The organism is Acinetobacter faecalis, from assembly GCF_034187745.1.
Lineage (GTDB): Bacteria > Pseudomonadota > Gammaproteobacteria > Pseudomonadales > Moraxellaceae > Acinetobacter > Acinetobacter faecalis.
The window spans coordinates 88,911-111,257 of the sequence record NZ_JAXHPF010000007.1 but is presented as its reverse complement, the minus strand read 5'-3'; the positions used below and the strand labels follow the sequence as shown (position 1 = coordinate 111,257).

At 36.1% G+C, this 22,347-nt stretch carries 25 protein-coding genes; 23 read left to right on the top strand and 2 right to left on the bottom strand.

All coding sequences use genetic code 11. The features are described 5' to 3' along the window. The first annotated feature begins 5 nt into the window (after positions 1 to 5). The 21 genes from SKM54_RS09335 (at position 6) to pyrF (ending at position 17,140) form a co-directional block, all read left to right on the top strand. Entirely contained in the window at positions 6 to 788 is a 783-nt protein-coding gene (locus SKM54_RS09335) for a ParA family protein (protein WP_154772798.1), read from the top strand. Then, positions 785 to 1,672, top strand: coding sequence for a ParB/RepB/Spo0J family partition protein (locus tag SKM54_RS09330; protein ID WP_154772799.1), 888 nt, complete (start codon positions 785 to 787; stop codon positions 1,670 to 1,672). Before SKM54_RS09335 ends, SKM54_RS09330 begins: the two co-directional genes overlap by 4 nt. A 31-nt stretch (positions 1,673 to 1,703) precedes the next feature. Then, complete coding sequence (locus tag SKM54_RS09325) at positions 1,704 to 2,336, top strand: MotA/TolQ/ExbB proton channel family protein (RefSeq protein WP_154772800.1); 633 nt, start codon at positions 1,704 to 1,706, stop codon at positions 2,334 to 2,336. A 9-nt stretch (positions 2,337 to 2,345) separates the two neighbouring features. Further along, positions 2,346 to 2,768 carry an ExbD/TolR family protein gene (locus tag SKM54_RS09320; protein WP_154772801.1) on the top strand — a complete coding sequence of 141 codons (423 nt, stop codon included), beginning with the start codon at positions 2,346 to 2,348 and terminating at the stop codon, positions 2,766 to 2,768. Then, a complete protein-coding gene (msbA, locus tag SKM54_RS09315) occupies positions 2,768 to 4,492 on the top strand; it encodes a lipid A export permease/ATP-binding protein MsbA (protein WP_171501276.1) in 1,725 nt (574 codons plus the stop codon). Before SKM54_RS09320 ends, msbA begins: the two co-directional genes overlap by 1 nt. A gap of 5 nt (positions 4,493 to 4,497) precedes the next feature. Continuing rightward, positions 4,498 to 5,502, top strand: a complete 1,005-nt coding sequence (gene lpxK / locus SKM54_RS09310; RefSeq protein ID WP_321089862.1) for a tetraacyldisaccharide 4'-kinase — start codon at positions 4,498 to 4,500, stop codon at positions 5,500 to 5,502. A gap of 9 nt (positions 5,503 to 5,511) precedes the next feature. Beyond that, on the top strand, positions 5,512 to 6,273 hold the full coding sequence (kdsB, locus tag SKM54_RS09305) for a 3-deoxy-manno-octulosonate cytidylyltransferase (protein ID WP_321095215.1): 762 nt from the start codon (positions 5,512 to 5,514) through the stop codon (positions 6,271 to 6,273). 14 nt (positions 6,274 to 6,287) lie between these two features. After that, on the top strand, positions 6,288 to 7,268 hold the full coding sequence (locus SKM54_RS09300) for a DNA polymerase III subunit delta' (protein WP_154772804.1): 981 nt from the start codon (positions 6,288 to 6,290) through the stop codon (positions 7,266 to 7,268). Positions 7,269 to 7,277: 9 nt separating this feature from the next. After that, on the top strand, positions 7,278 to 7,616 hold the full coding sequence (locus tag SKM54_RS09295) for a PilZ domain-containing protein (protein WP_248103036.1): 339 nt from the start codon (positions 7,278 to 7,280) through the stop codon (positions 7,614 to 7,616). Between the two features lie 24 nt (positions 7,617 to 7,640). After that, on the top strand, positions 7,641 to 8,414 hold the full coding sequence (locus SKM54_RS09290) for a TatD family hydrolase (RefSeq protein WP_321095214.1): 774 nt from the start codon (positions 7,641 to 7,643) through the stop codon (positions 8,412 to 8,414). Positions 8,415 to 8,462: 48 nt separating this feature from the next. Beyond that, on the top strand, positions 8,463 to 9,077 hold the full coding sequence (locus SKM54_RS09285; RefSeq protein ID WP_154772806.1) for a TetR/AcrR family transcriptional regulator: 615 nt from the start codon (positions 8,463 to 8,465) through the stop codon (positions 9,075 to 9,077). A gap of 337 nt (positions 9,078 to 9,414) precedes the next feature. Further along, positions 9,415 to 10,011, top strand: a complete 597-nt coding sequence (locus SKM54_RS09280) for a 6-pyruvoyl trahydropterin synthase family protein (protein WP_321088445.1) — start codon at positions 9,415 to 9,417, stop codon at positions 10,009 to 10,011. A 45-nt stretch (positions 10,012 to 10,056) separates the two neighbouring features. Continuing rightward, on the top strand, positions 10,057 to 10,770 hold the full coding sequence (ung, locus tag SKM54_RS09275; RefSeq protein ID WP_321088446.1) for a uracil-DNA glycosylase: 714 nt from the start codon (positions 10,057 to 10,059) through the stop codon (positions 10,768 to 10,770). Then, complete coding sequence (locus SKM54_RS09270) at positions 10,767 to 11,891, top strand: enoyl-CoA hydratase/isomerase family protein (protein WP_321088447.1); 1,125 nt, start codon at positions 10,767 to 10,769, stop codon at positions 11,889 to 11,891. Before ung ends, SKM54_RS09270 begins: the two co-directional genes overlap by 4 nt. Before the next feature lie 3 nt (positions 11,892 to 11,894). Next, a complete protein-coding gene (gene tadA, locus SKM54_RS09265) occupies positions 11,895 to 12,404 on the top strand; it encodes a tRNA adenosine(34) deaminase TadA (protein WP_248103033.1) in 510 nt (169 codons plus the stop codon). A 56-nt stretch (positions 12,405 to 12,460) separates the two neighbouring features. Beyond that, positions 12,461 to 12,892, top strand: a complete 432-nt coding sequence (locus SKM54_RS09260; RefSeq protein WP_154772811.1) for an SRPBCC family protein — start codon at positions 12,461 to 12,463, stop codon at positions 12,890 to 12,892. Between the two features lie 18 nt (positions 12,893 to 12,910). Then, positions 12,911 to 13,594 (top strand): (d)CMP kinase, encoded by a 684-nt coding sequence (gene cmk / locus SKM54_RS09255; protein WP_154772812.1) that lies wholly within the window; start codon positions 12,911 to 12,913, stop codon positions 13,592 to 13,594. A 110-nt stretch (positions 13,595 to 13,704) separates the two neighbouring features. Next, positions 13,705 to 15,381, top strand: coding sequence for a 30S ribosomal protein S1 (gene rpsA, locus SKM54_RS09250; RefSeq protein WP_154772813.1), 1,677 nt, complete (start codon positions 13,705 to 13,707; stop codon positions 15,379 to 15,381). Positions 15,382 to 15,541: 160 nt separating this feature from the next. Beyond that, positions 15,542 to 15,844 carry an integration host factor subunit beta gene (locus tag SKM54_RS09245; protein ID WP_154772814.1) on the top strand — a complete coding sequence of 101 codons (303 nt, stop codon included), beginning with the start codon at positions 15,542 to 15,544 and terminating at the stop codon, positions 15,842 to 15,844. A 20-nt stretch (positions 15,845 to 15,864) separates the two neighbouring features. Next, positions 15,865 to 16,227: a LapA family protein gene (locus SKM54_RS09240; RefSeq protein ID WP_154772815.1), complete on the top strand. Its 363-nt coding sequence runs from the start codon at positions 15,865 to 15,867 to the stop codon at positions 16,225 to 16,227. Positions 16,228 to 16,459: 232 nt separating this feature from the next. After that, positions 16,460 to 17,140, top strand: coding sequence for an orotidine-5'-phosphate decarboxylase (pyrF, locus tag SKM54_RS09235; protein ID WP_154772816.1), 681 nt, complete (start codon positions 16,460 to 16,462; stop codon positions 17,138 to 17,140). 88 nt (positions 17,141 to 17,228) lie between these two features. On the opposite strand, the gene SKM54_RS09230 is transcribed toward pyrF, so the two are convergent. Both SKM54_RS09230 and SKM54_RS09225 read right to left on the bottom strand, forming a co-directional pair. Next, complete coding sequence (locus tag SKM54_RS09230) at positions 17,229 to 18,137, bottom strand: lysine exporter LysO family protein (protein ID WP_321095213.1); 909 nt, start codon at positions 18,135 to 18,137, stop codon at positions 17,229 to 17,231. 74 nt (positions 18,138 to 18,211) lie between these two features. Further along, positions 18,212 to 19,678 (bottom strand): flavin-containing monooxygenase, encoded by a 1,467-nt coding sequence (locus tag SKM54_RS09225; RefSeq protein WP_321088449.1) that lies wholly within the window; start codon positions 19,676 to 19,678, stop codon positions 18,212 to 18,214. A gap of 164 nt (positions 19,679 to 19,842) precedes the next feature. Here SKM54_RS09225 and SKM54_RS09220 point away from each other — a divergent pair, with 164 nt between their 5' ends. Both SKM54_RS09220 and zapE read left to right on the top strand, forming a co-directional pair. Continuing rightward, positions 19,843 to 20,847 carry an AraC family transcriptional regulator gene (locus tag SKM54_RS09220; protein ID WP_321095212.1) on the top strand — a complete coding sequence of 335 codons (1,005 nt, stop codon included), beginning with the start codon at positions 19,843 to 19,845 and terminating at the stop codon, positions 20,845 to 20,847. 87 nt (positions 20,848 to 20,934) lie between these two features. Next, the gene (zapE, locus tag SKM54_RS09215; RefSeq protein WP_321088451.1) at positions 20,935 to 22,056 is read left to right on the top strand and encodes a cell division protein ZapE; all 1,122 of its coding nucleotides are present in this window, start codon (positions 20,935 to 20,937) and stop codon (positions 22,054 to 22,056) included. The last annotated feature ends 291 nt before the right edge of the window (positions 22,057 to 22,347 follow it).

The following is a 22,347-nucleotide window of genomic DNA, read 5'->3' as shown; positions in this document are numbered from 1 at the left end:
AACTTATGGCACAAATTATTGCGATTGCGAACCAAAAAGGTGGCGTAGGGAAAACCACGACTGCGGTAAATTTAGCAGCTTCTTTAGCGGTATTAAAAAAACGTGTACTCCTTGTGGATATGGATTCACAAGGTAACGCTACAATGGGTTCTGGTGTTCAAAAAAATGATTTGCTGTATTCAGTAACTGATGTTTTATTGGGTGAAGTACCAATTGAAACAGCAATTGCTAAGTCTGAAGTTGGCTATAAAGTTTTAGGTGCAAATCGTGATTTAGCAGGTGTAGAACTTGCAATTGCAGAACAAGATGGGCGCGAATTTATTTTACGTAATGCGCTAAAAGAAGTTGAAAGCGCTTTTGATTATATTATTGTCGATTGTGCGCCAAGTTTAAGCTTAATTACTGTGAATGCACTTGCAGCGGTTCATGGTGTTTTAATTCCAATGCAATGTGAATATTACGCTTTGGAAGGTTTGGCAGATTTAACACAAACGATTGACCGTATTCAGCAAGCACTTAATCCAGAATTAGAAATCATTGGCGTATTACGTACAATGTATGACGCACGTAGCGCATTAACCAAAGATGTGTCTGAAGAATTATCACAATATTTTGGAAAAAAACTATACGATACTGTAATTCCGCGTAATATTCGTTTGGCGGAAGCACCAGCACACGGTTTACCAATTATTTATTTCGAAAAAAGTTCAAAGGGTGCGGTTGCATATTTAAATCTTGCAGCTGAGATGTTAAAGAAAAGCAAAGTTAAAAAAGGAAGTAAAGCATGACCACAAAAAAACGCGGATTAGCTAAGGGTCGTGGTTTGGATGCCTTACTTGGGTCAATCCAAAAAGAAAAATTGCAACTTGAAGCTCAAGCGATCGATTATGGTCAGCTAAAACAAATTGATGTTCATTTATTGAAGCGTGGTGAATATCAACCACGTCGTTATATTAATGAGCAAGATTTACAAGAGTTAGCAGCATCTATTGAAAAACATGGTGTGATGCAACCTATTGTTATTCGACCTACAGAAGATGAAAAACATCCCTATGAAATTATTGCAGGTGAACGTCGTTGGCGTGCAGCACAACTTGCAGGATTAACACAAGTTCCTGCACTTGTTCGTGAATTAACAGACCAAGTTGCAATTGCTCTCGCTTTAATTGAAAACATTCAGCGTCAAGATTTAAATCCAATTGATCAAGCAATGGCGTTACAACGCTTCCATGATGAGTTTGGTTTAAGTCATCAAGAAATTGCAGAAACTGTTGGTAAAGCGCGTACAACAGTGAGTAATTTATTGCGTTTATTGTCACTTGCGGATTCTGTAAAAGACTTTATGCAACAAGGCTTGCTTGATATGGGGCATGCGCGTGCAATTCTAACGTTAAAAGCAAAAGATCAGTTAAAAGTTGCAGAAACTGTCATTGAAAAAAGCTTATCTGTACGTCAAACAGAACAATTGGTTCGTGAACTAAATACACCAAAAGTTGAAAAGCCGAAACAAGAAGTTTCGTATGATATTCAACAATTGTCTCAGCAGTTGTCTGAGCGTTTTAGTGCAGATGTAAAAATTGACTATAACAAGCAAGGTAAGGGTAAGCTTGTTATTAGTTATCATTCATTAGATGAACTAGATGGCATTTTGAATATCTGTTTATCTAAATAATGAATGTTTTTGATTTATTGGGGAAAATCAAATGTGGGAATTAGTTAAAGCGGGCGGTTGGTTGATGCTGCCTTTGGTGTTGTGTTCAATTTTTACAGTCGCTATTTCAATTGAACGCTTTATACGTTTAAAAAAGTCGATAATTTTACCCGAAGCTATTTTGCTTAAAGTTGGTCAAAGTACAGATACGATTGTGCAGCAATTAAAGCAATCAGCAACTTTAAAAAATAGTCCATTAGGCCGTATTTTTATATCTGGTTATCAAAGTAAAAACCATTCGCCTGAATATGTACGTGCGCAAATGGAAGCAACTGCATCGCAAGAAATTGGCTATCTAGAAAAGAATATTAATTTTTTAGGAACGCTTAGCGCAGTTGCACCATTATTGGGGTTGCTAGGTACGGTTTTAGGTATTATTGAATCTTTCTTGGTTATTGATTTAGGTACCAATAGTAACCCAACATTAATGATTCCAGGAATATCAAAAGCATTAATTACCACCGCTGCTGGTATGTTGATTGCAATTCCTGCTTTGTTTGCCTATCGCTATTTCCAGCGACTTGTACAAGAATTTATTGCAGAATTAGAACAACAAGCAACACTATTTCATGCAGGTCTTTTTGTTGAAAAAACCAAGCATGAAGATTCTCATTTGGCAGATTAAGGTGAAGCTATGAAATTTAAGCGTTCACAGGTTGAAGACATTCATATCAATTTAACGCCAATGATTGATTGCTTGTTGTTTATATTGGTTTTTTTGTTGTTATCTACAACATTTAACCAAATGAGCCGTATGAATTTAACGCTGCCTGATGCACAAGGTGTACCACCAAAACAATATGATCACAAAATTGAAGTTGTTGTTGATGCTTCAGGTCATTATTCTGTGAATGGTCAGGCACTTTCTACCAATGAAGTGGCAGATTTAAACACAGCAATCAAACAGGTTTCGAATGATCGTCGAGATTTAATGTTTGTTATTGCTGCCGATGCTAAAGCAGCACATCAAGATGTCATACGTGTGATGGATGTTGCAGGTCAGCTCGGTTTTGTTAATATTAACATTAGTACAAAAGTACCAACCCGAGGTTATTAGTGAAGCCAGATCTTCAGGTCTATCGTCGATTACTTAAATATTTAGTCCCATTTTGGGGGACTGCTATTGTTGTGTTTATTGGTTTTACCATTAGCGCATCAACAGAAGTTGCTGTGGCAAAATTATTAGAAAAAATTATTAATGCCATTCAGCACAGAGATACTCATTTCACTACGATTTTTCCATTGCTTGTTGTTGCTCTGATCTTCTTTCGAGGCGTTGGGCAATACATCGGTGGTTACTATACAGCAGTGATTTCTCGACATTTAGTATTTAATGTTAGACAGGAAGTTTTTGCAAAAATTTTACGTCTACCGGCACAGTATTTTTTAGATAATAGTAGCGGTCATATCACTGCTAAAATTATGTTTAACGTTGAACAGCTTACTGCTGCAACAACAGAATCACTGCGAACAGTGGTTCAGCAAGGCTTAATTACAATTGGTTTATTGGGTTTCTTAATTTATACCAATTGGCGTTTAACTTTATGTATTTTAATTTTTGCTCCACTAATTGGATTACTTATCCGTAAAGCGGGTAAGCGTATGCGTAAATTATCTATTCTTGTGCAAAACACAATGGGTGATGTAAACCATGTTGTACAAGAAACAGTGAGTGGTAATGTGATTGTAAAAGGCTTTGGTGGTCAGCCAGCCGAACAAGAGCGCTTTAAGAAACACTCATTGGAAAACTTGCGTCGTGGCTTAAAAATGACAGCTATTGCACAATTAAACAGTCCAGTTGTTCAATTGTGTATGGCAATGTCAATGGCTGTTATTATTTGGATTGCTTTAAGACCAGAAATTTTACGTGATATTTCTGCAGGTGAATTTGTTGCTTATATTACGGCAGCTGGGATGTTGAGTAAACCAATTAAAGCTTTAACCGAAGTAAACGAAAAATTACAACGTGGTTTAGCTGCTGCACACTCAGTTTTTGAATTACTTGATATGGAAGAAGAGCATAATCAAGGAACTTTAAAACCTGAATTAAAAGGTAATGTGCAGTTTGATCATGTCAATATGCAATATGCCGATGGACATGAAGCTATTAAAGATTTCACCCTCAATATTAAAGCAGGTCAAACGGTCGCTCTTGTTGGGCGTTCTGGTGCAGGGAAATCGTCATTAGTAAACTTACTTGTTCGTTATCAAGAAATATCATCGGGTAGCTTAAAGCTTGATGGTATTGATATTAAAGAGATTGATTTAACGAGTTTACGAACTCAAATTTCTATGGTGAACCAACAAGTTGTATTATTTAACCGTACTGTTCGTGAAAATATTGCGTATGGACAACTTGAAGGTGCAAGTGATGAAGATGTGATTGCTGCTGCAAAAGCTGCATATGCACATGATTTCATTATGCAATTGCCAAATGGCTATGATACTGAGCTTGGTGCACAGGGCTTAAACTTATCTGGTGGACAACGTCAACGAATCGCAATTGCACGTGCTATTTTGAAAAATGCGCCTATTCTAATTCTAGATGAAGCAACAAGTGCGCTAGATAATGAATCTGAGCATTTTATTCAGCAAGCTTTTGATGCTGCCATGCAGGACCGAACTACAATTGTCATTGCACATCGTTTATCTACCATTGAAAATGCAGACGTGATTGTTGTAATGGATCAAGGTCGAATTCTGGAAAGTGGCACACATCAAGAGTTGCTCGCTAAGAAAGGAACATATTTCCAATTACATCAACGTAATTTTGAGGAATAAGTTAAATGTCGGTTGCACAATTTATTCAGGATGCTTGGAATAAACAAGCCAAGTGGTTAATTGTGTTCCGACCACTTTCTCTTTTATATCGCTCTATTTCTTTGCTTAATCATAAGCTGTATCAAGCTGGGGTGAAGTCATCTTATACCGCACCTGTGCCTGTTATGGTTATTGGTAATATTACCGTGGGTGGCAGTGGTAAAACCCCTTTACTTATTCACTTGGTAGCTTATTTAGAATCTATAGGTGTGCGAGTTGGTGTGATTAGTCGAGGCTATGGTGGGAAAGGTCCTTTTCCAGCATATGTTGATATTAATTCTGAACCGAATGATGTTGGTGATGAGCCCTGTTTGATTGTTCAGTCCACAGGTGTGCCAATGGTGGTTGGTGCAAATCGACAAAAAAATATTGAACTATTGTTAGCTAAACACAATTTAGATTTGATTATTAGTGACGATGGTTTGCAGCACTATGCGCTAAATCGTCAATTGGAATGGATTGTTTTAGACAATAATCGAGGTTTAGGTAATGAAAAAATATTGCCTGAAGGATATCTTCGTGAGCCTAAAAGTCGTTTAAATACAGCTACTGTTATTGAGCATGCAGCTCAGCCAAAGTCTGATTTAAATATGCATTTGGAAGTATCAATTCCGTATTTATTGAATATGGATAAAGACGTATTTTTCGATCCAATGCTTGATTATTACGCAGTGGTTGGAATTGGCTATCCGCAACGCTTTTATAAGACATTGCAATCACTTGGTGTGAATCAGTTTCAATGTCACGAATTTCCAGATCATCACGATTATGAAATTCAAGATTTACAATTTGAAGATGCAAACCCAATTATCACAACAGAAAAAGATGCTGTTAAATTATTACCACTTTTGAAGAAATATCCGGATTTTAAACGTGAAATTTGGGTTGTTCCTGTAGAAGCTGTATTAAGTCAGCCATGTTATACATTGTTAAATAATCAACTTAAAAAATTAGGCATTCAAATTCATTAAGGTTTGTATATGAAACACATCGTTATTCCTGCACGCTTTGCAAGCTCTCGTTTACCAGGGAAGCCATTATTGGAAATTCATGGTCGACCGATGATTTTACGTGTTGTAGATCAGGCAAAAAAAGTCGAAGGGTTTGATGATTTATGTGTAGCAACAGATGATGAGCGAATTGCAGAAATTTGTCGTGCAGATGGTGTAGATGTTGTTATCACATCAAAAGATCATCCCTCAGGTACAGATCGTTTAAGTGAAGTTGCACGTATTAAGGGTTGGGCGAGCGAAGATATCATTGTCAATGTACAAGGTGATGAGCCGCTTTTACCTGCAAAATTGGTAAAGCAAGTTGCACAGTTATTGGTAGATCAACCTACAAGTTCTATGTCGACGCTTTGCGAGCCAATTTTTCATCTTGAAGAATTTAAACGTAACAGCATTGTAAAAGTGGTGATGTCTAAGCATAACCAAGCTTTATATTTCAGCCGAGCAACCATTCCGTATGATCGTGATGGTGCTAAAGTTGCTGAACAAAAATTACATGATCAAGCGTTTCGTCATTTAGGTTTATATGCATATCGTGTGCAACTTTTAAAAGAATATGTAACTTGGGATGTGGGTGTTTTAGAGCGTTTAGAAAGCCTTGAGCAGTTACGTGTTTTGGAAAATGGTCATAAAATTGCGATTGCGGTAGCTGAAGCAAATTTACCACCGGGCGTGGATACTCAAGAAGATTTAGATCGTTTAAATGCGATGGATGTTTCTGCTTTTCTATAATTTAGGGATTTAACATGCAAGAACAGCGTGGGCAAGTGTATCCATGGCAACAACAAGTTTGGGAAAACTTAACATCACGCTTTCCTAAAATTGGTCATGGCTTACTTTTTTATGGCAAAAAAGGCTGTGGTAAAGAAGCATTTGCTCAACAGTTTCTTGCATGGGTACTTTGTTTAAATAGGCACGAAAAAAATGAACCTTGTGGTACATGTGGGAGTTGTCTTTGGTTGAAAGCAGATACACATCCTAATTACGTGTATATTTCAACAGATGAAGATAATAAAAAACAAAATGCTAAAATTAAAATTGAAAAGGTACGAGACTTACAGCCATTTGTTCAGCAAACTGTAGATGGTTGGCGTGTTATTGTGATTGAGCCTGCCGAAGCATTAAACATTGCTTCTTCAAATGCGCTTCTTAAAACTCTAGAAGAGCCGGGTGAACGTACCATTCTTATTTTGTTGGCAGATCATTATTTAAAATTACCTGCAACCATTCGAAGTCGATTACAACATTTTGCTTTAGATCGAATTGATCATAATCAAGCAGCACACTTTTTATTTGAACATTTGGCTGAAGAGTTCCATTCACAAATTCCGCTTTTGCTCAATTTGTCCAATCAAATGCCATTATTTGCTTTGGAATTAGCAGAAAAAGATTGGGTGGGTAAACGTAGTTTGTTTATTCAAGATTGGCAAAAGTTAGTTATTCAAAAAAATATGCCAATGGCTATTTCAAGTAAGTGGAATAAAGAGCTGAGTTTTTCAGATTTTACACAAATGTTTGAATATTTATTGGCAGACTTAATTTGTGTCAAACTAGATCAACACGTTAAAAATATAGATATAGATTTCAATGTTTTGGCTGAACAATATTCACTCGAAGCATTATTTACGATATATTCAGAGTTACAACAAGCAAAAAAACTGATTCAGCAGAACGTACAAGGAAATTTGGTTGTTGACCAACTTTGTATCAAATTGATGAATATTTAGGGGAAGAATATGCAACCACGTGGCGGTATTATCCAAGCAAATATTTTAGATAAAGACACGCTTTATCAAAGTTATATGCCGTATGTTGTAGGTGGTGGATTATTTATTCCATCAAAACAGCCTGTAAGAATGGGAGAAGAGGTTTTTGTTTTGGCAACTTTGCCAGATCAATCTCAAAAAATTCCACTTACAGGAAAAGTGATTTGGATTTCACATAAGCAAAATGGAATCAAATTACAGGGTTTTGGCATTCAGTTAACAGGCGAAAAAGGTATTTTTTACAAGTCTGAAGCAGAAAAATTGCTAGCAGGGGTTAAAGCGGCAGGTCGTAATAGTTACACTATGTAATTCAGTGTACTTTAGGAAATCATCGTGTTTGTAGATACTCATTGCCATTTAACTATGCTTGATTTAACGCCTTATGATGGTCAGTTAGATTTGGCATTGGCACAAGCCCGCGAAGCGGGTGTATCAAAGTTTATGGGTATCTCTGTCGACTTAGATGATCATATTGCACTTGCAGAAATTGCTGCTCGCCATGTAGATGTTGGTTATACAGTGGGTGTTCATCCTTGTGAAGATCCTGCTGTTATGGCAAGGGCAACTACAGAATACTTAATTGAACTTGCACAAGCAGAAAAAGTTTGGGCAATTGGTGAAACAGGTTTAGATTATTTCCACAGCACAGAATTTGTTGCAGAACAGAAAGAATGTTTTGCTCGACATATTCACGCATCTCAAAGTGTGAAAAAGCCAGTTGTTGTTCATACGCGTTCTGCAAAGCACGATACGATTGATATTATCCGTGCAGAAAAATCGACACATGGTATTTTGCATTGTTTTACTGAAGATTGGGAAACTGCAAAAGCTGTTTTAGATTGCGGATACTATGTTTCCTTTTCAGGTATTGTATCGTTTAAAAATGCGCAAGATTTACGCGATGTTGCAAAGCAAGTTCCACTAGATCGCGTATTAATAGAAACAGATAGTCCTTATTTGGCACCTATGCCTTATAGAGGAAAGTCTAATGAGCCAAAGTACGTTCCTTATGTAGCCAAAGCCTTAAGTGACGTATATGATAAGTCGCTTGAAGAGATGGCTTTCATAACAACGAAAAATTTTGAAAACCTCCTAAATATGAAATAAATGCCATCATTAGATGGATAAAAGCAAAAGAGAGTTTATAAGGTGAAGATGGATCGTCAGGCTCAGTTTAGAGCAAGAGAAACCTTGATTTTTCAAGTAGCAGAACAATTACTTCTTGAAAATGGCGAATCGGGCATGACGCTTGATGCTCTCGCGGCTGAATTAGATTTAGCCAAAGGTACGCTTTATAAACATTTTCAAAGCAAAGATGAGCTTTATATGATGCTCATTATTCGCAATGAAAATATGCTATTAGAAATGATCAAGGACGCAGAAAAAGCATTCCCAGAGCATTTGGCATTCTTTATGTTGCATCATTTACATCATCCAGAAAGAACGGTTTTATTTCACCAAATTGAAGAAAGATTGTCGACGACTGGTGTAGGTGTAAATCATTTATTTACAGAGTTGTATCAAATTCGCAAGCAACGGTTACGCATTATTATTCGTATGACGGAAAGCTATTTGGAATCAATTAAAAGCACGATGCCTGTACGTGATTATTTAGCTTCAATTTGGGGATTAACACATGGTGCTGCTGCAATATTGAATTCAAGTTTCTATCAGCGTTATTTAGGATCTCGCGATACATTACGTGTTGCGTACATCGATCAAGCTTTGGCAATTCCTAAGCAATCTAGACCTTTAGATGCTGTAATTTAAAAATAAATTTGAGGAAGATTTCAACTTATTTGAATATTCATTTTAATAAGTTGGAGTCTTCTTTTTTAGTTTAAAAGATACAGTTTTGAGGTTTAAAAGTAATAAATTGTAGTTTTATTTAATGATATTAAAGACTAATTTTGAATAATAAAAAACTTTTGAAAAGTAGTTAAACACCTAAATTATAAAGTGTTGAGATAATTCTTGAGTTGAAATTTATCCAAAATAACGATGATGTGTTTTCCCTATCACAATGAACTATAAAATTAATGTTTGTAATAGAATTTTTGCATTATAATCGAATCAATCCCCACTAATATTGTATCTATCACGACATATGATTATTCGTAAGTTATTTAAGTTTGAAAACGCCCACGTTGTACGTAATTGCACGTCAGATCGTTGTAAGCGTTCTATACACGGCCATAGTTATAAGGTTGAGTTGTTGCTTAAAGCTACGAAATTAGATCATGGTCAAATGGTATATGACTTTGGTTTGCTCAAAGGTGTGATTAAAGATTTAATCGACTCTTTTGATCATGCTATTTGTTTTTGGGAACATGACAGCCAAGAATATATTCAAGCGTGTAAAACATTTAGTGCACGTTGGGTGTCTTTACCTGTATCGCCATCTGCGGAACAATTTTCACGTATTTTTTTCTATTTAGCACAACAAGTTTTAGCATCAACAGAAACTCAAAATGGTGAGGGCGATGTTGAGGTGTATTCTGTAATTGTTCATGAAACAGATACAGGTTATGCACAAAGTTTTGCAGAAGATATTAGTAACGAGCAAATGGGTTTACTTGCATTAAATCAAATTGAATTCTCTGAGCAAATTCAAGCTGAGTGGGCAGATTCGGCAATGTATGAAAAGCTGAAAAATGGAATTAAGTTCCAAAATCCAACAGTTGATTTGCAAGTAAAACTGTAATTATTTATAAAATTTGGACGTTATTTTAGGAATTAGGGAAGAAGTATGCCTTTAACAGATCTACAACTTGCGAAGTTAGAAAAAGTGCAGTTGGAAGCAAGTTGGAAAGATAGTTTAAGTGAGTTTTTGCTTAGTCCTAAAATGGATGAGTTAAAAGATTTTTTAATTCAAGAAAAAAAAGCGGAAAAAGTAGTTTATCCGCCAAGTCATTTAATTTTTAATGCTTTAAATACAACACCTTTACCCAATGTAAAAGTCGTTATTTTAGGTCAAGATCCTTATCATGGGCCAAATCAAGCACACGGATTAAGCTTTTCTGTACAAAGAGGGCTTGCATTACCGCCATCTTTGCGTAATATTTTTCATGAATTAAATAAAGACTTAGAAGTGCCTATTTCAAAACATGGTGATTTAAGTCGTTGGGCAGAACAAGGTGTACTGCTCTTAAATAGTGTATTGACGGTGGAAGCAGGACAACCAACGTCGCATCAAAAACGTGGCTGGGAAGACTTTACAGATCATGTGATTGATGTTTTAAATGAACAGCGCGAGCATATTGTTTTCATTTTATGGGGAGCATATGCGCAACGTAAGGGACAACGAATCGATCAAAATAAGCATTTGGTATTAAAAGCTGCACATCCATCTCCATTGGCAGCAAACCGAGGTGGTTTTTTTGGTTGTAAAGCGTTTTCAAAAACAAATAATTATCTTAAACAAAATGGCATTGAGCCTATAGATTGGCAGCTGGACGCATGACTTATTCTCCTATAGCAAAAAATTATCATCCCGATTTAATTGTTGAAGAAGCAACGAATGGGTGGCGTATTGTTCGATTAAATCGACCAAAATCTTTACATGCTTTAGATGAGTCTATTGCGACAGCATTGTTGGAAGTTTTTCAAGACTTTCATACAGATGATAATGTTAAAGCAATTTGGTTGGATTCAACGACACCAAAAGCATTTTGTGCAGGTGGGGATGTTCGTAAACTACGTCAGCTTGTAATTAACGACGAAGTTGAAACTGCAAATAAGTTTTTTGAACAAGAATATGCGCTCGATTTATTGCTTCATAACTATGCAAAGCCAGTTTTAGTTTGGGGTGAAGGTTATGTGATGGGTGGTGGTTTAGGTCTGTTTATGGCTGCACCATTTCGTTTAGTAACACCATATTCTCGTTTAGCAATGCCTGAAATTAATATTGGGCTATATCCAGATGTGGGTGGAACTCGCTTCTTGGCAGATCGTGGCGCAATTGGCTTGTTTACAGGTTTAACAGGCTCGATTATGACTGCGGCAGGTGCTTATGGTATTGGTTGGGCAACGCATATTTGTGATGCTCAGCGTGACTCAGTATTAAATAAAGTAGTAAACATCGATTGGAGTCATTACCCAGCAGGTGATTTCCGTGCAATTGATGACACATTGAATAGCATGCATAGACCTGTAGGTCCTGGTCCATTACAAAATTCTTTAGATGTGATTCAAAGTGTTTGTCGTGGTGTTAATTTTGAACATGACTACGAATCAATTATTGGTTTAAGTGATGCGCGAAGTGATTGGTTACGTCAAGCAAGTGAAAACTTGCAAAAAGGCTCGCCAACAACGGCTGCATTAACGTGGTTATTGTGGCAATGGGGCAAGAAAATTCATTCTTGGAATGAAGTATTCGAACTAGAGCGTCAAATTTCAGATTGGAAAATTCGTCATCCAGACTTCGTTGAAGGCGTGCGTGCACGGTTGGTCGATAAAGATTTATCACCGGATTGGTACAAAGGTACAGATTTATCTCTAAAAGGAATTTTGGGTGAACATCCGCCTGTAACAACAATTGAAAGTTGGAATATTTTGCTGAAACATTACGGTGTAATTAGCTAATTTATGTCTGAAAAGTTTACAGATGAATATTGGATGCAGCAGGCGATAGCGCAGGCTGCACAAGCTGCTTCAATTGGGGAAATTCCCGTAGGTGCTATTATTGTCAGCCAAAATCAAATTATTGGTTCTGGCTTTAATGCCCCTATTTCTTTAAATGATCCGACTGCGCATGCTGAAATTGTTGCAATCCGACAAGCTTGTGAACAGATTAAAAATTATCGATTGCCTGAAGATGCAACGCTTTATGTTACGCTTGAACCATGCACAATGTGTGTGGGTGCTTTAATTCATTCTCGTATTCAACGTGTTGTTTTTGCAGCAACTGAACCCAAAGCGGGTTCTTTGCAAAGTGCGCGTCAACTATTAAATAGTGGTTATTACAATCATGTTTTTGAATTTGAAGCAGGGTGTTTGGCTGATGAGTGTTCTGCTCAATTATCTGCTTTTTTTAAAATGCGTCGAGAACAAAAACGACATTTAAAGAATTTAGAAAAAGAAGCAAATAAAACATAATAACTCACATTTTTTTTACAAGACAGATTTCAATTATTATTTGAGAGGGTGTTGTTATGGATTCAATATTAATTACAAAAGATTTTAACGCACCAATCGAACAAATATTTGAGTTGTTGTCAAAACATGATACTTACAATGTCGCATTTGCACCTATTCAAGTTGAACGTATAAAAGATGCATTAGATGTAAATCTTCCCGATGGAGTTGGATCTATTCGGAAATTGGGGCTGGGTAAGGTTAAGCCTTTGCAAGAGCAAATTACTTTATTGTTACCCAATGAGCGCATTGAATATAAAATTATTAAAAATCCACTAGTAAAACATCATATTGGAATTATCACATTTGAAGTGATTGAGGAACGCATCACCCGTGTAAATTACACTATTGAATTACAAATGAGATTACCATTTGTGAGTAAATTAATTCTTGCACAGCTAAAATCTGGGATTAAACTAGGTTTCTCCAAACTCGCTAAAACTGTATAAGTTAAAAACGGAAATGCAATGACAGTTCAAATTATTACGATTGATGGTCCAAGTGGTTCAGGCAAGGGCACGCTTGCAGCAAAACTTGCTGAACATTATCAATTTCATCTTCTAGATTCAGGTGCGCTTTATCGTTTACTTGGATTGTCATTACGGAATAAGCAGTTGCTTGATCAATTGGATACGCAATTAGAGCAATGCGTACACATCGCGTCACAATTAAATATTCAATTTTTAACGACAGAGCAAGGCATAAAAGTTCTTTTAGATAATGAAGATGTATCCCAAGAAATTCGTACAGAAGAAGTAGGGGCTTTTGCATCTAAAGTGGCAGCAGTACCAGAGTTTAGAGCTGCATTGCTACAACGTCAGCGTAATTTTGCACAAGCACCAGGACTTGTTGCAGATGGTCGAGATATGGCAACTTCTATCTTTCCAGAAGCTCAAGCAAAAATATATTTGACTGCTTCTGCTCAGTCTAGAGCCGAGCGACGTGTAAATCAGTTGCAGGCTATGGGGCTAGATGTTAAAATAAGCGACATTTTAGCTAATATCATCGCTCGCGATAAACGAGATATGGAGCGAGAAGTCGCTCCACTCAAGCCCGCCGATGATGCGTACATCATTGATAGTTCTGAATTGAATATTGATGAAGTATTTAAGCTGATGACTACTTATGTAGATCAGCAGTTAGCCAAATAACTTAATATTATCAGCAAACGCATAGCTTGATCAGTCTTATATGGACTATGTAGATGCTTAATTAAACCGGCCTTGTCTGATCCAAGACCGCTGACTTTATCAGGTATATCATGACCGAATCTTTTGCAGCCCTCTTTGAAGAAAGCGAATTAAACTTTAACGTTGAAAAGGGTGCTGTCATCCAAGGCGTTGTAGTAAGCATCGACTCTGACTGGGTAACTGTTGACACTGGCCTTAAATCTGAAGGCGTTGTTGACCGTGCTGAATTCTTAAATGAACAACGTGAACTTGAAGTTCAAGTTGGCGACACTGTAGACGTTGTTGTTGAAGCTCTTGACAACGGTATGGGTCAAACAGTTCTTTCACGCGAAAAAGCTAAACGCGCTGAAACTTGGACTAAACTTGAAAAAATCTTTGAAGACGGCGAAATCGTTACTGGTGTTATCTCTGGTAAAGTTAAAGGCGGTTTCACTGTTGACATCGGTCCAGTACGTGCATTCCTTCCAGGTTCTTTAGTTGATACTCGTCCTATTCGTGATACTACTCACTTAGAAGGTAAAGAGTTAGAATTTAAAGTAATCAAACTTGATGCTAAACGTAACAACGTTGTTGTATCTCGTCGTGCTGTTATGGAAGCTGAATCTTCAGCTGACCGTGAAGCTCTTCTTGCTCAGCTTGAAGAAGGTCAAACAGTTACAGGTACTATCAAGAACCTTACTGATTACGGCGCATTCGTTGATCTTGGCGGTATCGACGGTCTTCTTCACATCACTGATATGGCTTGGAAACGCATCAAGCATCCTTCAGAAGTTGTTGAAGTTGGTCAAGAAGTTACTGTTAAAGTACTTAAGTTTGACAAAGAACGTAACCGCGTATCTTTAGGTCTTAAGCAATTAGGCGAAGATCCATGGTTAGCGATCATGAACCGTTACCCTAAAGGTTCTATCGTTAAAGCTCGCGTAACTAACTTAACTGACTACGGCTGTTTTGCAGAAATCGCTGAAGGCGTTGAAGGTTTAGTACACGTTTCAGAAATGGATCACACTAACAAAAACATCCACCCATCTAAAGTAGTTCAGATTGGTGACGAAGTTGATGTTATGGTTCTTGAAGTTGATGAAGAACGTCGTCGTATTTCTCTTGGTATTAAACAAACTCGTGCTAACCCATGGGAAGAGTTCTCTAAAAACCATGATAAAGGCGAAAAAGTTTCAGGTACTATCAAGTCAATCACTGACTTCGGTATCTTCATCGGTTTACCTGGCGGTATCGATGGCTTAGTTCACTTATCTGATATTTCTTGGAACGAACAAGGCGAAGAAGCTATCCGTCGTTACAAGAAAGGTGACACTGTTGAAGCGGTTATCTTATCTGTAGATGCTGACGGCAACCGTATTAGCCTTGGTATCAAACAAATGAACAACGATCCGTTCAATGACTTCTTAGTTACTAACGAACGTGGTGCATTGGTTAAAGGTACTGTAACTGCTGTTGATGCTAAAGGCGCTACTATTAAGTTAGCTGACGAAGTTGAAGCGACTCTTAAAGCATCTGAAATCAACCGCGATCGCGTTGAAGATGCAACTAAGTTCCTTGAAGTTGGTCAAGAAGTAGAAGCTAAAATCATCAACGTTGACCGTAAGTCACGTGCTATCAACTTGTCTATCAAAGCGAAAGACGAAGCTGAAGAGAAAGAAGCTGTTGCAAACTTGAAAACTGCAGCGACTGGCTCTGACAATGGTCCTAAGACTATTGGTGATTTGATCAAAGCTCAAATGGGCAACTAAGTATTCGTTTAAAGGTATTATTAATGTAAATTAACTAATACTTTTTACACAAATACAATAAACGGTAGCGTAGTATTAACTTATTACGCTACCGTTTTGTATTTAAACAGGTTATTATCATAGGTATGCTAAAGTAGCTTGATAATTAAAGAGGTCGTAGATGACTAGCGAAGCACTTAATAAGTCTGACTTAATAGAACGTATTTCTCTTAAAAACCCACATTTGGCGGAGCCTTTGGTGGAAGAAGCTGTTAAAATAATGATCGATCAAATGATTGCATCTTTATCTTCAGACGATCGAATTGAAATTCGTGGTTTTGGCAGTTTCGCATTACATCACCGTGAGCCACGTGTTGGTCGTAACCCTAAAACTGGTAAGTCAGTAGAAGTTGCAGCTAAGGCTGTACCTCACTTTAAGCCAGGTAAAGCGTTGCGTGATGCAGTGAATGAATCTGCACAATAATAATATTTAACGGGGTATTTATGCGCTACGTATTAGTTGTAGTTTTACTTATACTATTTGGCTATTCGTTGGCAATTGTTCTGCAAAATAGTACTGAACTATCTGTAGATTTATTGTTTACGCAAGTACCGGCAATGCGCTTAGGATTGTTGTTATTACTAACGCTATCTATGGGTATTGTTTTGGGGTTATTGCTTGGTGTTCAAATTTTCCGAGTATTCCAAAAAAGCTGGGAAATTAAACGCTTACGTAAAGACATAGATTATCTTCGTAAAGAGCAGATTCAAACTGCTCAATTGGCAGCCGCAGAAGCTGCGGCCAATAAACGACATGAAAAGACAGTTTTGGACATCCATAGTGATGATCGTCCAACTGGACTTTAATGTTGTAACCTAAAATTTGACATTATTTCATTTTAAAATGGAATAATGAGATTTTATTGAAATTAATCAAACACCCTTAGTAATCTGTAGGGTGTTTTTTTATGTGTGTAATTTTATAAAGAAGTGTAATTAAAATTAATTGCTTCATATATCTTCACTTTTAATTCTTTTGTTCAATAGTGAATAAGCCTTATAATGTACTTTCTTTTTGTCTGAACGATAGGTAAATCTCTTGAGTATCATTGTTGCATTAGATGCTAAAAGCCAATATGACGCATTAAAAATGGCAGAGCAGTTAGATCCTGCATTGTGTCGAGTAAAAGTTGGTAAAGAGCTATTTACACATGAAGGTTCAGGTGTTGTAAAAGCTTTACATGATTTGAATTTTGAAGTTTTTCTAGATTTAAAATTCCATGACATTCCAAATACAACTGCTCAAGCTGTATGTGCTGCCGCAGATATGGGTGTTTGGATGGTGAATGTGCACGCTTCTGGTGGTCGTAAGATGATGGAAACTTGCGTAGAGCGTTTAAAAGCAGGTAATTACAACACGCAATTAATTGCAGTAACTGTTTTGACATCTATGGGGCGTGAAGATCTTAAAGATATTGGTTTAGATATTGAACCATTTGAACAGGTAAAACGTCTTGCGTCTTTAACTAAAGATAGTGGCTTAGATGGTGTGGTGTGTTCAGCACAAGAAGCTAAAATGTTACGTGAAACTTTAGGTAAAGATTTTGCTTTGGTAACTCCAGGTATTCGCCCTGAAGGATCAAATGCAGATGATCAAAAGCGTATTGTGACACCTAAACAAGCAATGCTTGATGGTTCTACACATTTAGTTATTGGCCGTCCGATTACTAAATCTGAAAACCCTGGTCAGACTTTAAAAGATATTTTGGCAACGTTGTAAAAATCCCTCCCAACCTCCTTTTGAAAAGGGAGGAGAGATCCCTCTTTGTAAAAGAGGGACTTAGGGAGATTAAATATGCTTTTAAAAATTAAATCGCTGCCAATACACTTACCGCAATTGGTGCAAGAATAGAAAGAATAAAACCACTAACCATTGCATGAGGAATGAAATTATTACCGCACGCTTGTTTCACCATAGGTAGTGTTGCATCCATTGAGGTTGCACCCGCAGATGCAATGGCAGATCTTGGATATTTCCAACCTAATGTGTACATCAATAAAATTGCAATAATTTCTCTAAATAAATCATTCATTAGTGCAATGCTTCCTAGTTCTGCATTACGTAATTCTGTAATCACAATGCCTGTCATGGAGTAAAATCCATAACCTTGAGAAAGCATAATCAAATCTTTTAACGCAATATTTTGAATAATTAGAATACTGAAACAAGCACCTAATAATGAGCCAATAATTGCCCCAATTGGAACGAGTAATATCTTCCAATTCATCCAAGATTTATCGAGTGGGGAGTATGCTAAATCTAAGCCAATTAAGAACATAAAGATAAGCAGTAAATACCACGAATTTAAATGGATGATTTGATCTATGCTTTGTAAGAGTGATGCGCTGAAATAGCCAGCAGCCAATGTAATAAGTGCATAACTAATATTCAGTAATGATTTTAAGAATAAATCTAAGGAGACTTTTCCGTGAGTTGATGTATATCCAACGAGTTTAAAAATAAGGTAGCAGCATATGAATGCACCCAAAGTTGTACTTAGTGAAAGTACAATTGCATTTTTTAATATAAGTTGTGGATGTGAAATTGTTTCAATAACTTGTGCAAATTCAAAGGCAATTACAAAAAGTAAAATGTAGGAAAAGTAGGGTAAAATTTTAAATGAAATTTTCTCTATAAGTTTTGGTATGCGGTGTGCACATAAAAAGCCAAGAGATAAACAAATGAATAATTGTGTGATGAGCCAAATAGATTGCATAAAAAAGGGTAGCTAAAAAATACCTGTCTATTATGCAGACTTAAAATTAATTTGTGCTCATCAATTACACAAAATTATTTTTTATACAGAAGACGATAATGACTTTGTTTGATTTTTTGTATTTCCTGCTTATATTTCCATGTATAAGTTGGCCATAAAGCGAAATTTTTACCGCCATCTTGTTGATACCAACTAACACATCCAGATTGCCAAATTGTATTATTAAATAATTTTTCAAGTTTTCTATTAAAGGCATCTTGAGCTTCATCTTTAATGACAAGCGCATCGCTATTCGTGATTTTAGTCATTTCTAGAGCTTGTAGAATATATTCAACTTGCGCTTCAATCATAAAAATAACTGAATTATGTGCGAGCAGGGTATTTGGTCCTAGTAGTTGAAATAAATTTGGAAAACCTTTTGTACAAATTCCAAAATAACTTTCTGCACCATCTTTCCATGCATTTTGAAGTGTTTGGCTATTTTCACCAAGACATTCGAAGTTTTTTAGATATATGCGTGGATCTGTAATAAAACCTGTACCAAATATTAAACAATCAATTTCATGTTCTTTTCCATCATGAGTAATGATGCTATTAGATGTAATCTCTTGAATTTTATCTGTAATAAGTTCAACATTTTCTTTGTTAAAAGTAGGGTAATACTTGTTTGAAATTAAGATGCGTTTGCATCCCATAATATAATCAGGAACAAGTTTATCCGCGATTTTGGGATCTTTAACTTGATATTTTAAATATGCTTTAGCAAGTTTCTGCGCATATTTCATAACATGTGGTTTAACAATGGGGACAACACGAGATTCATTAGACCAATATAAACGCGCTCGATGTAACTTTCTAATCCAATCGAATTTTTTAAATAATGTTTTTTCGATATTTAAATATTTTCTGTCATCACGTGGAATAACCCAAGCGGCTGTACGCTGAAAAACATAGAGGTGATTTACTTTGTCTGCAATTTCAGGAATGTATTGAATAGCACTTCCACCTGTACCAATTGATGCAACTTTTTTGTCAGTTAAATCGTACTGATGATTCCATTTTGCAGAATGGAAAATTTCACCTTTAAACTTTTCTAATCCTTTGATTGGTGGAATTTGGGGTACGTGTAATGGACCTGAAGCAAAAACAACAAATTGTGCAATAAGTGTTTCATTATTATTTAATGTTAAGTGCCATTCACATTCATCTTCACTGTATTTTGCAGCTAAAACTTCTGTATTGAATTGACCATATTTCTTTAAATCGAATTTTGTTACGACATTCTGAATATAAGCATAAATTTCAGGTGCTTCGGCATATCTTCTAGACCAATCTGCTTTTGGTGCAAAAGAAAGTGAATACATGTGTGATTGTACGTCGCAAGCTGCTCCAGGATACTGGTTTTCGCGCCATGTACCACCAACATCATTGGCTTTTTCTAGAATAATAAAGTCATGAATATTACTTTGAATTAGTCGAATGGCCATCGCGATTCCGCCAAAGCCAGAACCAATAATTGCAATTTTTGTTCTATTAATCACACGATATTCCTTTATTTATAAGTGCATTAATTGTTCATTTTTAGCATAAATGAAATTGATGTGAATGTCATATGATCTTAATGGCATAAAAATTGATAGTTTCGGCAATATGAAAGTATTATGAAATAGAGTAAAAAATACAAAAGCCCTAATTTTGTTTTTACATGAAAAGATCAATTCTTAGTTTGTTGTATTTAATCCAAGGAATGCGTAAAGCAGGGATTAATGTCGACCAAAAACTAGAAAGAATTGGTTTAAATGAAAAGGCGTTAGATCCAAGTTCAATCATTCATCCAAGTTTGGAGCAAAGTGTTTTAGCTGCATTGGGTGAGGGGATTGCACCTGAGCAAGGTTTAATTATAGGTCAACAATATTCCTTGGCGGGTCATGGTCCTTTGCTTATGTTACTTGTTGCGAGTGACAATATTGAAAAAGTGCTTGAAAAAGGTGTGGAATATAGTCGCTTAACGCATTTAAATGGACATTTAGATGCTCAGTATTTTGAAAATAAGATTGCTTTACGCCTTAAGCCTTTAAATTTGGATACACAGTTAGGTTGTTTCTTAGCACATTGTGAAGTTTCAGGTACTTATCGTTTTATTTTGGATTTATTTAATATAATGGATGTAGAGTTGCCTTCAATTCAGGTCAGTTTGCCATTTAATTTTCCAGAAAATCCTGAATTAAAGCAAATGTATACAGATGTGTTTGGAGATGAGATAGCCTTTAATTCTGAACAGGCGATGTTCTATTTCGATCGAGAGATACTGCATAAGAAAATTATGTCTGCCGATCCTATTTCATTCAAGGCATATGAACAAAAATGTGAAAATGAATTGATGCGTTTAAGGGAAGTTGATAATAATCCATCGCTTATACAACGTGTTAAAGACTATTTAGAGCTTCAGCAGGGTACAATACCAAGCATGGCTGAAACCTCTAAAGCATTAAAAATACCTGAACGTACTTTGCGTCATCAGTTATGCCAAATGCAAACAAGTTATAAACAAATTCGTGAAGATGTCATTAAACAAAAAGCACTTACGTTAATTGAGTATCAGGAATATTCGATTGAAACAATTGCACATTTACTTGGTTATTCTGAACCTGCGGCATTTAATCATGCTTTTAAAAGATGGTTTGGTTACAGCCCACGGCAATATAAATAGCCTAAGTAAATTTATGCAAAAGTGTTATATAAAATACATGAGAATCTTCGTTATAATCCATCAGCCCCCAAATTAGCCTTGAAAAATATGTCAGATTTAAACTCAACAAATACAGCATTTAATCCAATGTCACCCGCAGAACGATATGCCAAAGCAATATCATCTGGGCAATTTATGCCTGATGAAGCTCAAGCTCAAGCTGTGCATGAGTTAGATCGAGTTTGGCAGGAATTAATCCAACGTTATAAAGCATCTAAAAAAGCATTTCGTCGCTTTAGAAAACAAGTACCACCTAAAGGTGTGTATATGTGGGGTGGTGTAGGACGTGGTAAAACATGGCTAATGGATCAATTCTACGATTCTGTTCCATTTCGTAGAAAAACACGCATGCATTTTCACCATTTTATGCAACATGTTCATAAAGAGCTAAATAAGCTTTCAGGGCAAAGAAACCCATTGGACTTGGTTGCAGACCAAATTTATAAAGATGCTGTGGTGATTTGTTTCGATGAATTTTTTGTATCAAACGTTACGGATGCAATGATTCTAAGCGATTTGTTCCAAAAATTATTCGCGCGTGGTGTTACCTTAATTGCGACATCAAATATTGCACCAGATGGCTTATACAAAAATGGTATCCATCGAGATCGTTTTATTCCAACAATTGAATTGGTAAAAATAAACTGCGTTATTTTGAATGTGGATGCAGGGGTGGATTATCGTTTACGTGTATTGAAGCAGGCTCAATTGTTTAAATCGCCATTAACACATGAACATAATTTATGGATGGCTCAGCGTTTCTCGGCTTTAACGCAAACTCAAGTTCAGTCGCAAGAACCAATCATTATTAATAGTCGTACAGTTGAAACAATTAGTCATACTGAAGATGTATTGTGGTGTGAATATTCAGAACTTTGCTTGAAACCACGTAGTCCAGCCGATTTTATTGAAATTGCAAATGTTTACAATACAGTTTTAGTGAGTAATGTTCCGCATTTGAATGATGTATTGTCTGAAGGAACGCGACGCTTCATTTATTTGGTCGATGAATTCTATGATCGTGGTGTAAAACTCATCTTAACCTCTGAAGATTCTATTATTGATTTATATAATGGTGAAAAATTAGCCTTTGAAATTGAACGCACGCGTTCACGTTTATTAGAAATGCAATCAGATGAGTATCTAAATACTGCACATAAGCAACTTTAAGATATATTAAAAGTAGATTAAAAAAGCATCCAATTTGGATGCTTTTTTATTGTATATTTTTGTTGAAGTGGTCGACAAGAATGGTTATTCATGGCTTAATCTTTGTTCATTTAGTTTAATGAACCCTAGACTTTGTATAGTTTTAAAACAAAAATCTGAACTTAAGTCTAATTTCGTCATAAAGAAAATTTATACATTATAAAAGAGTATTCAGGAGAATAATGTTGTTGCATTTTTAATCGATCAATTTGTTTAAAATAAAGGTATCTATTTGATAATAAATGATGATTA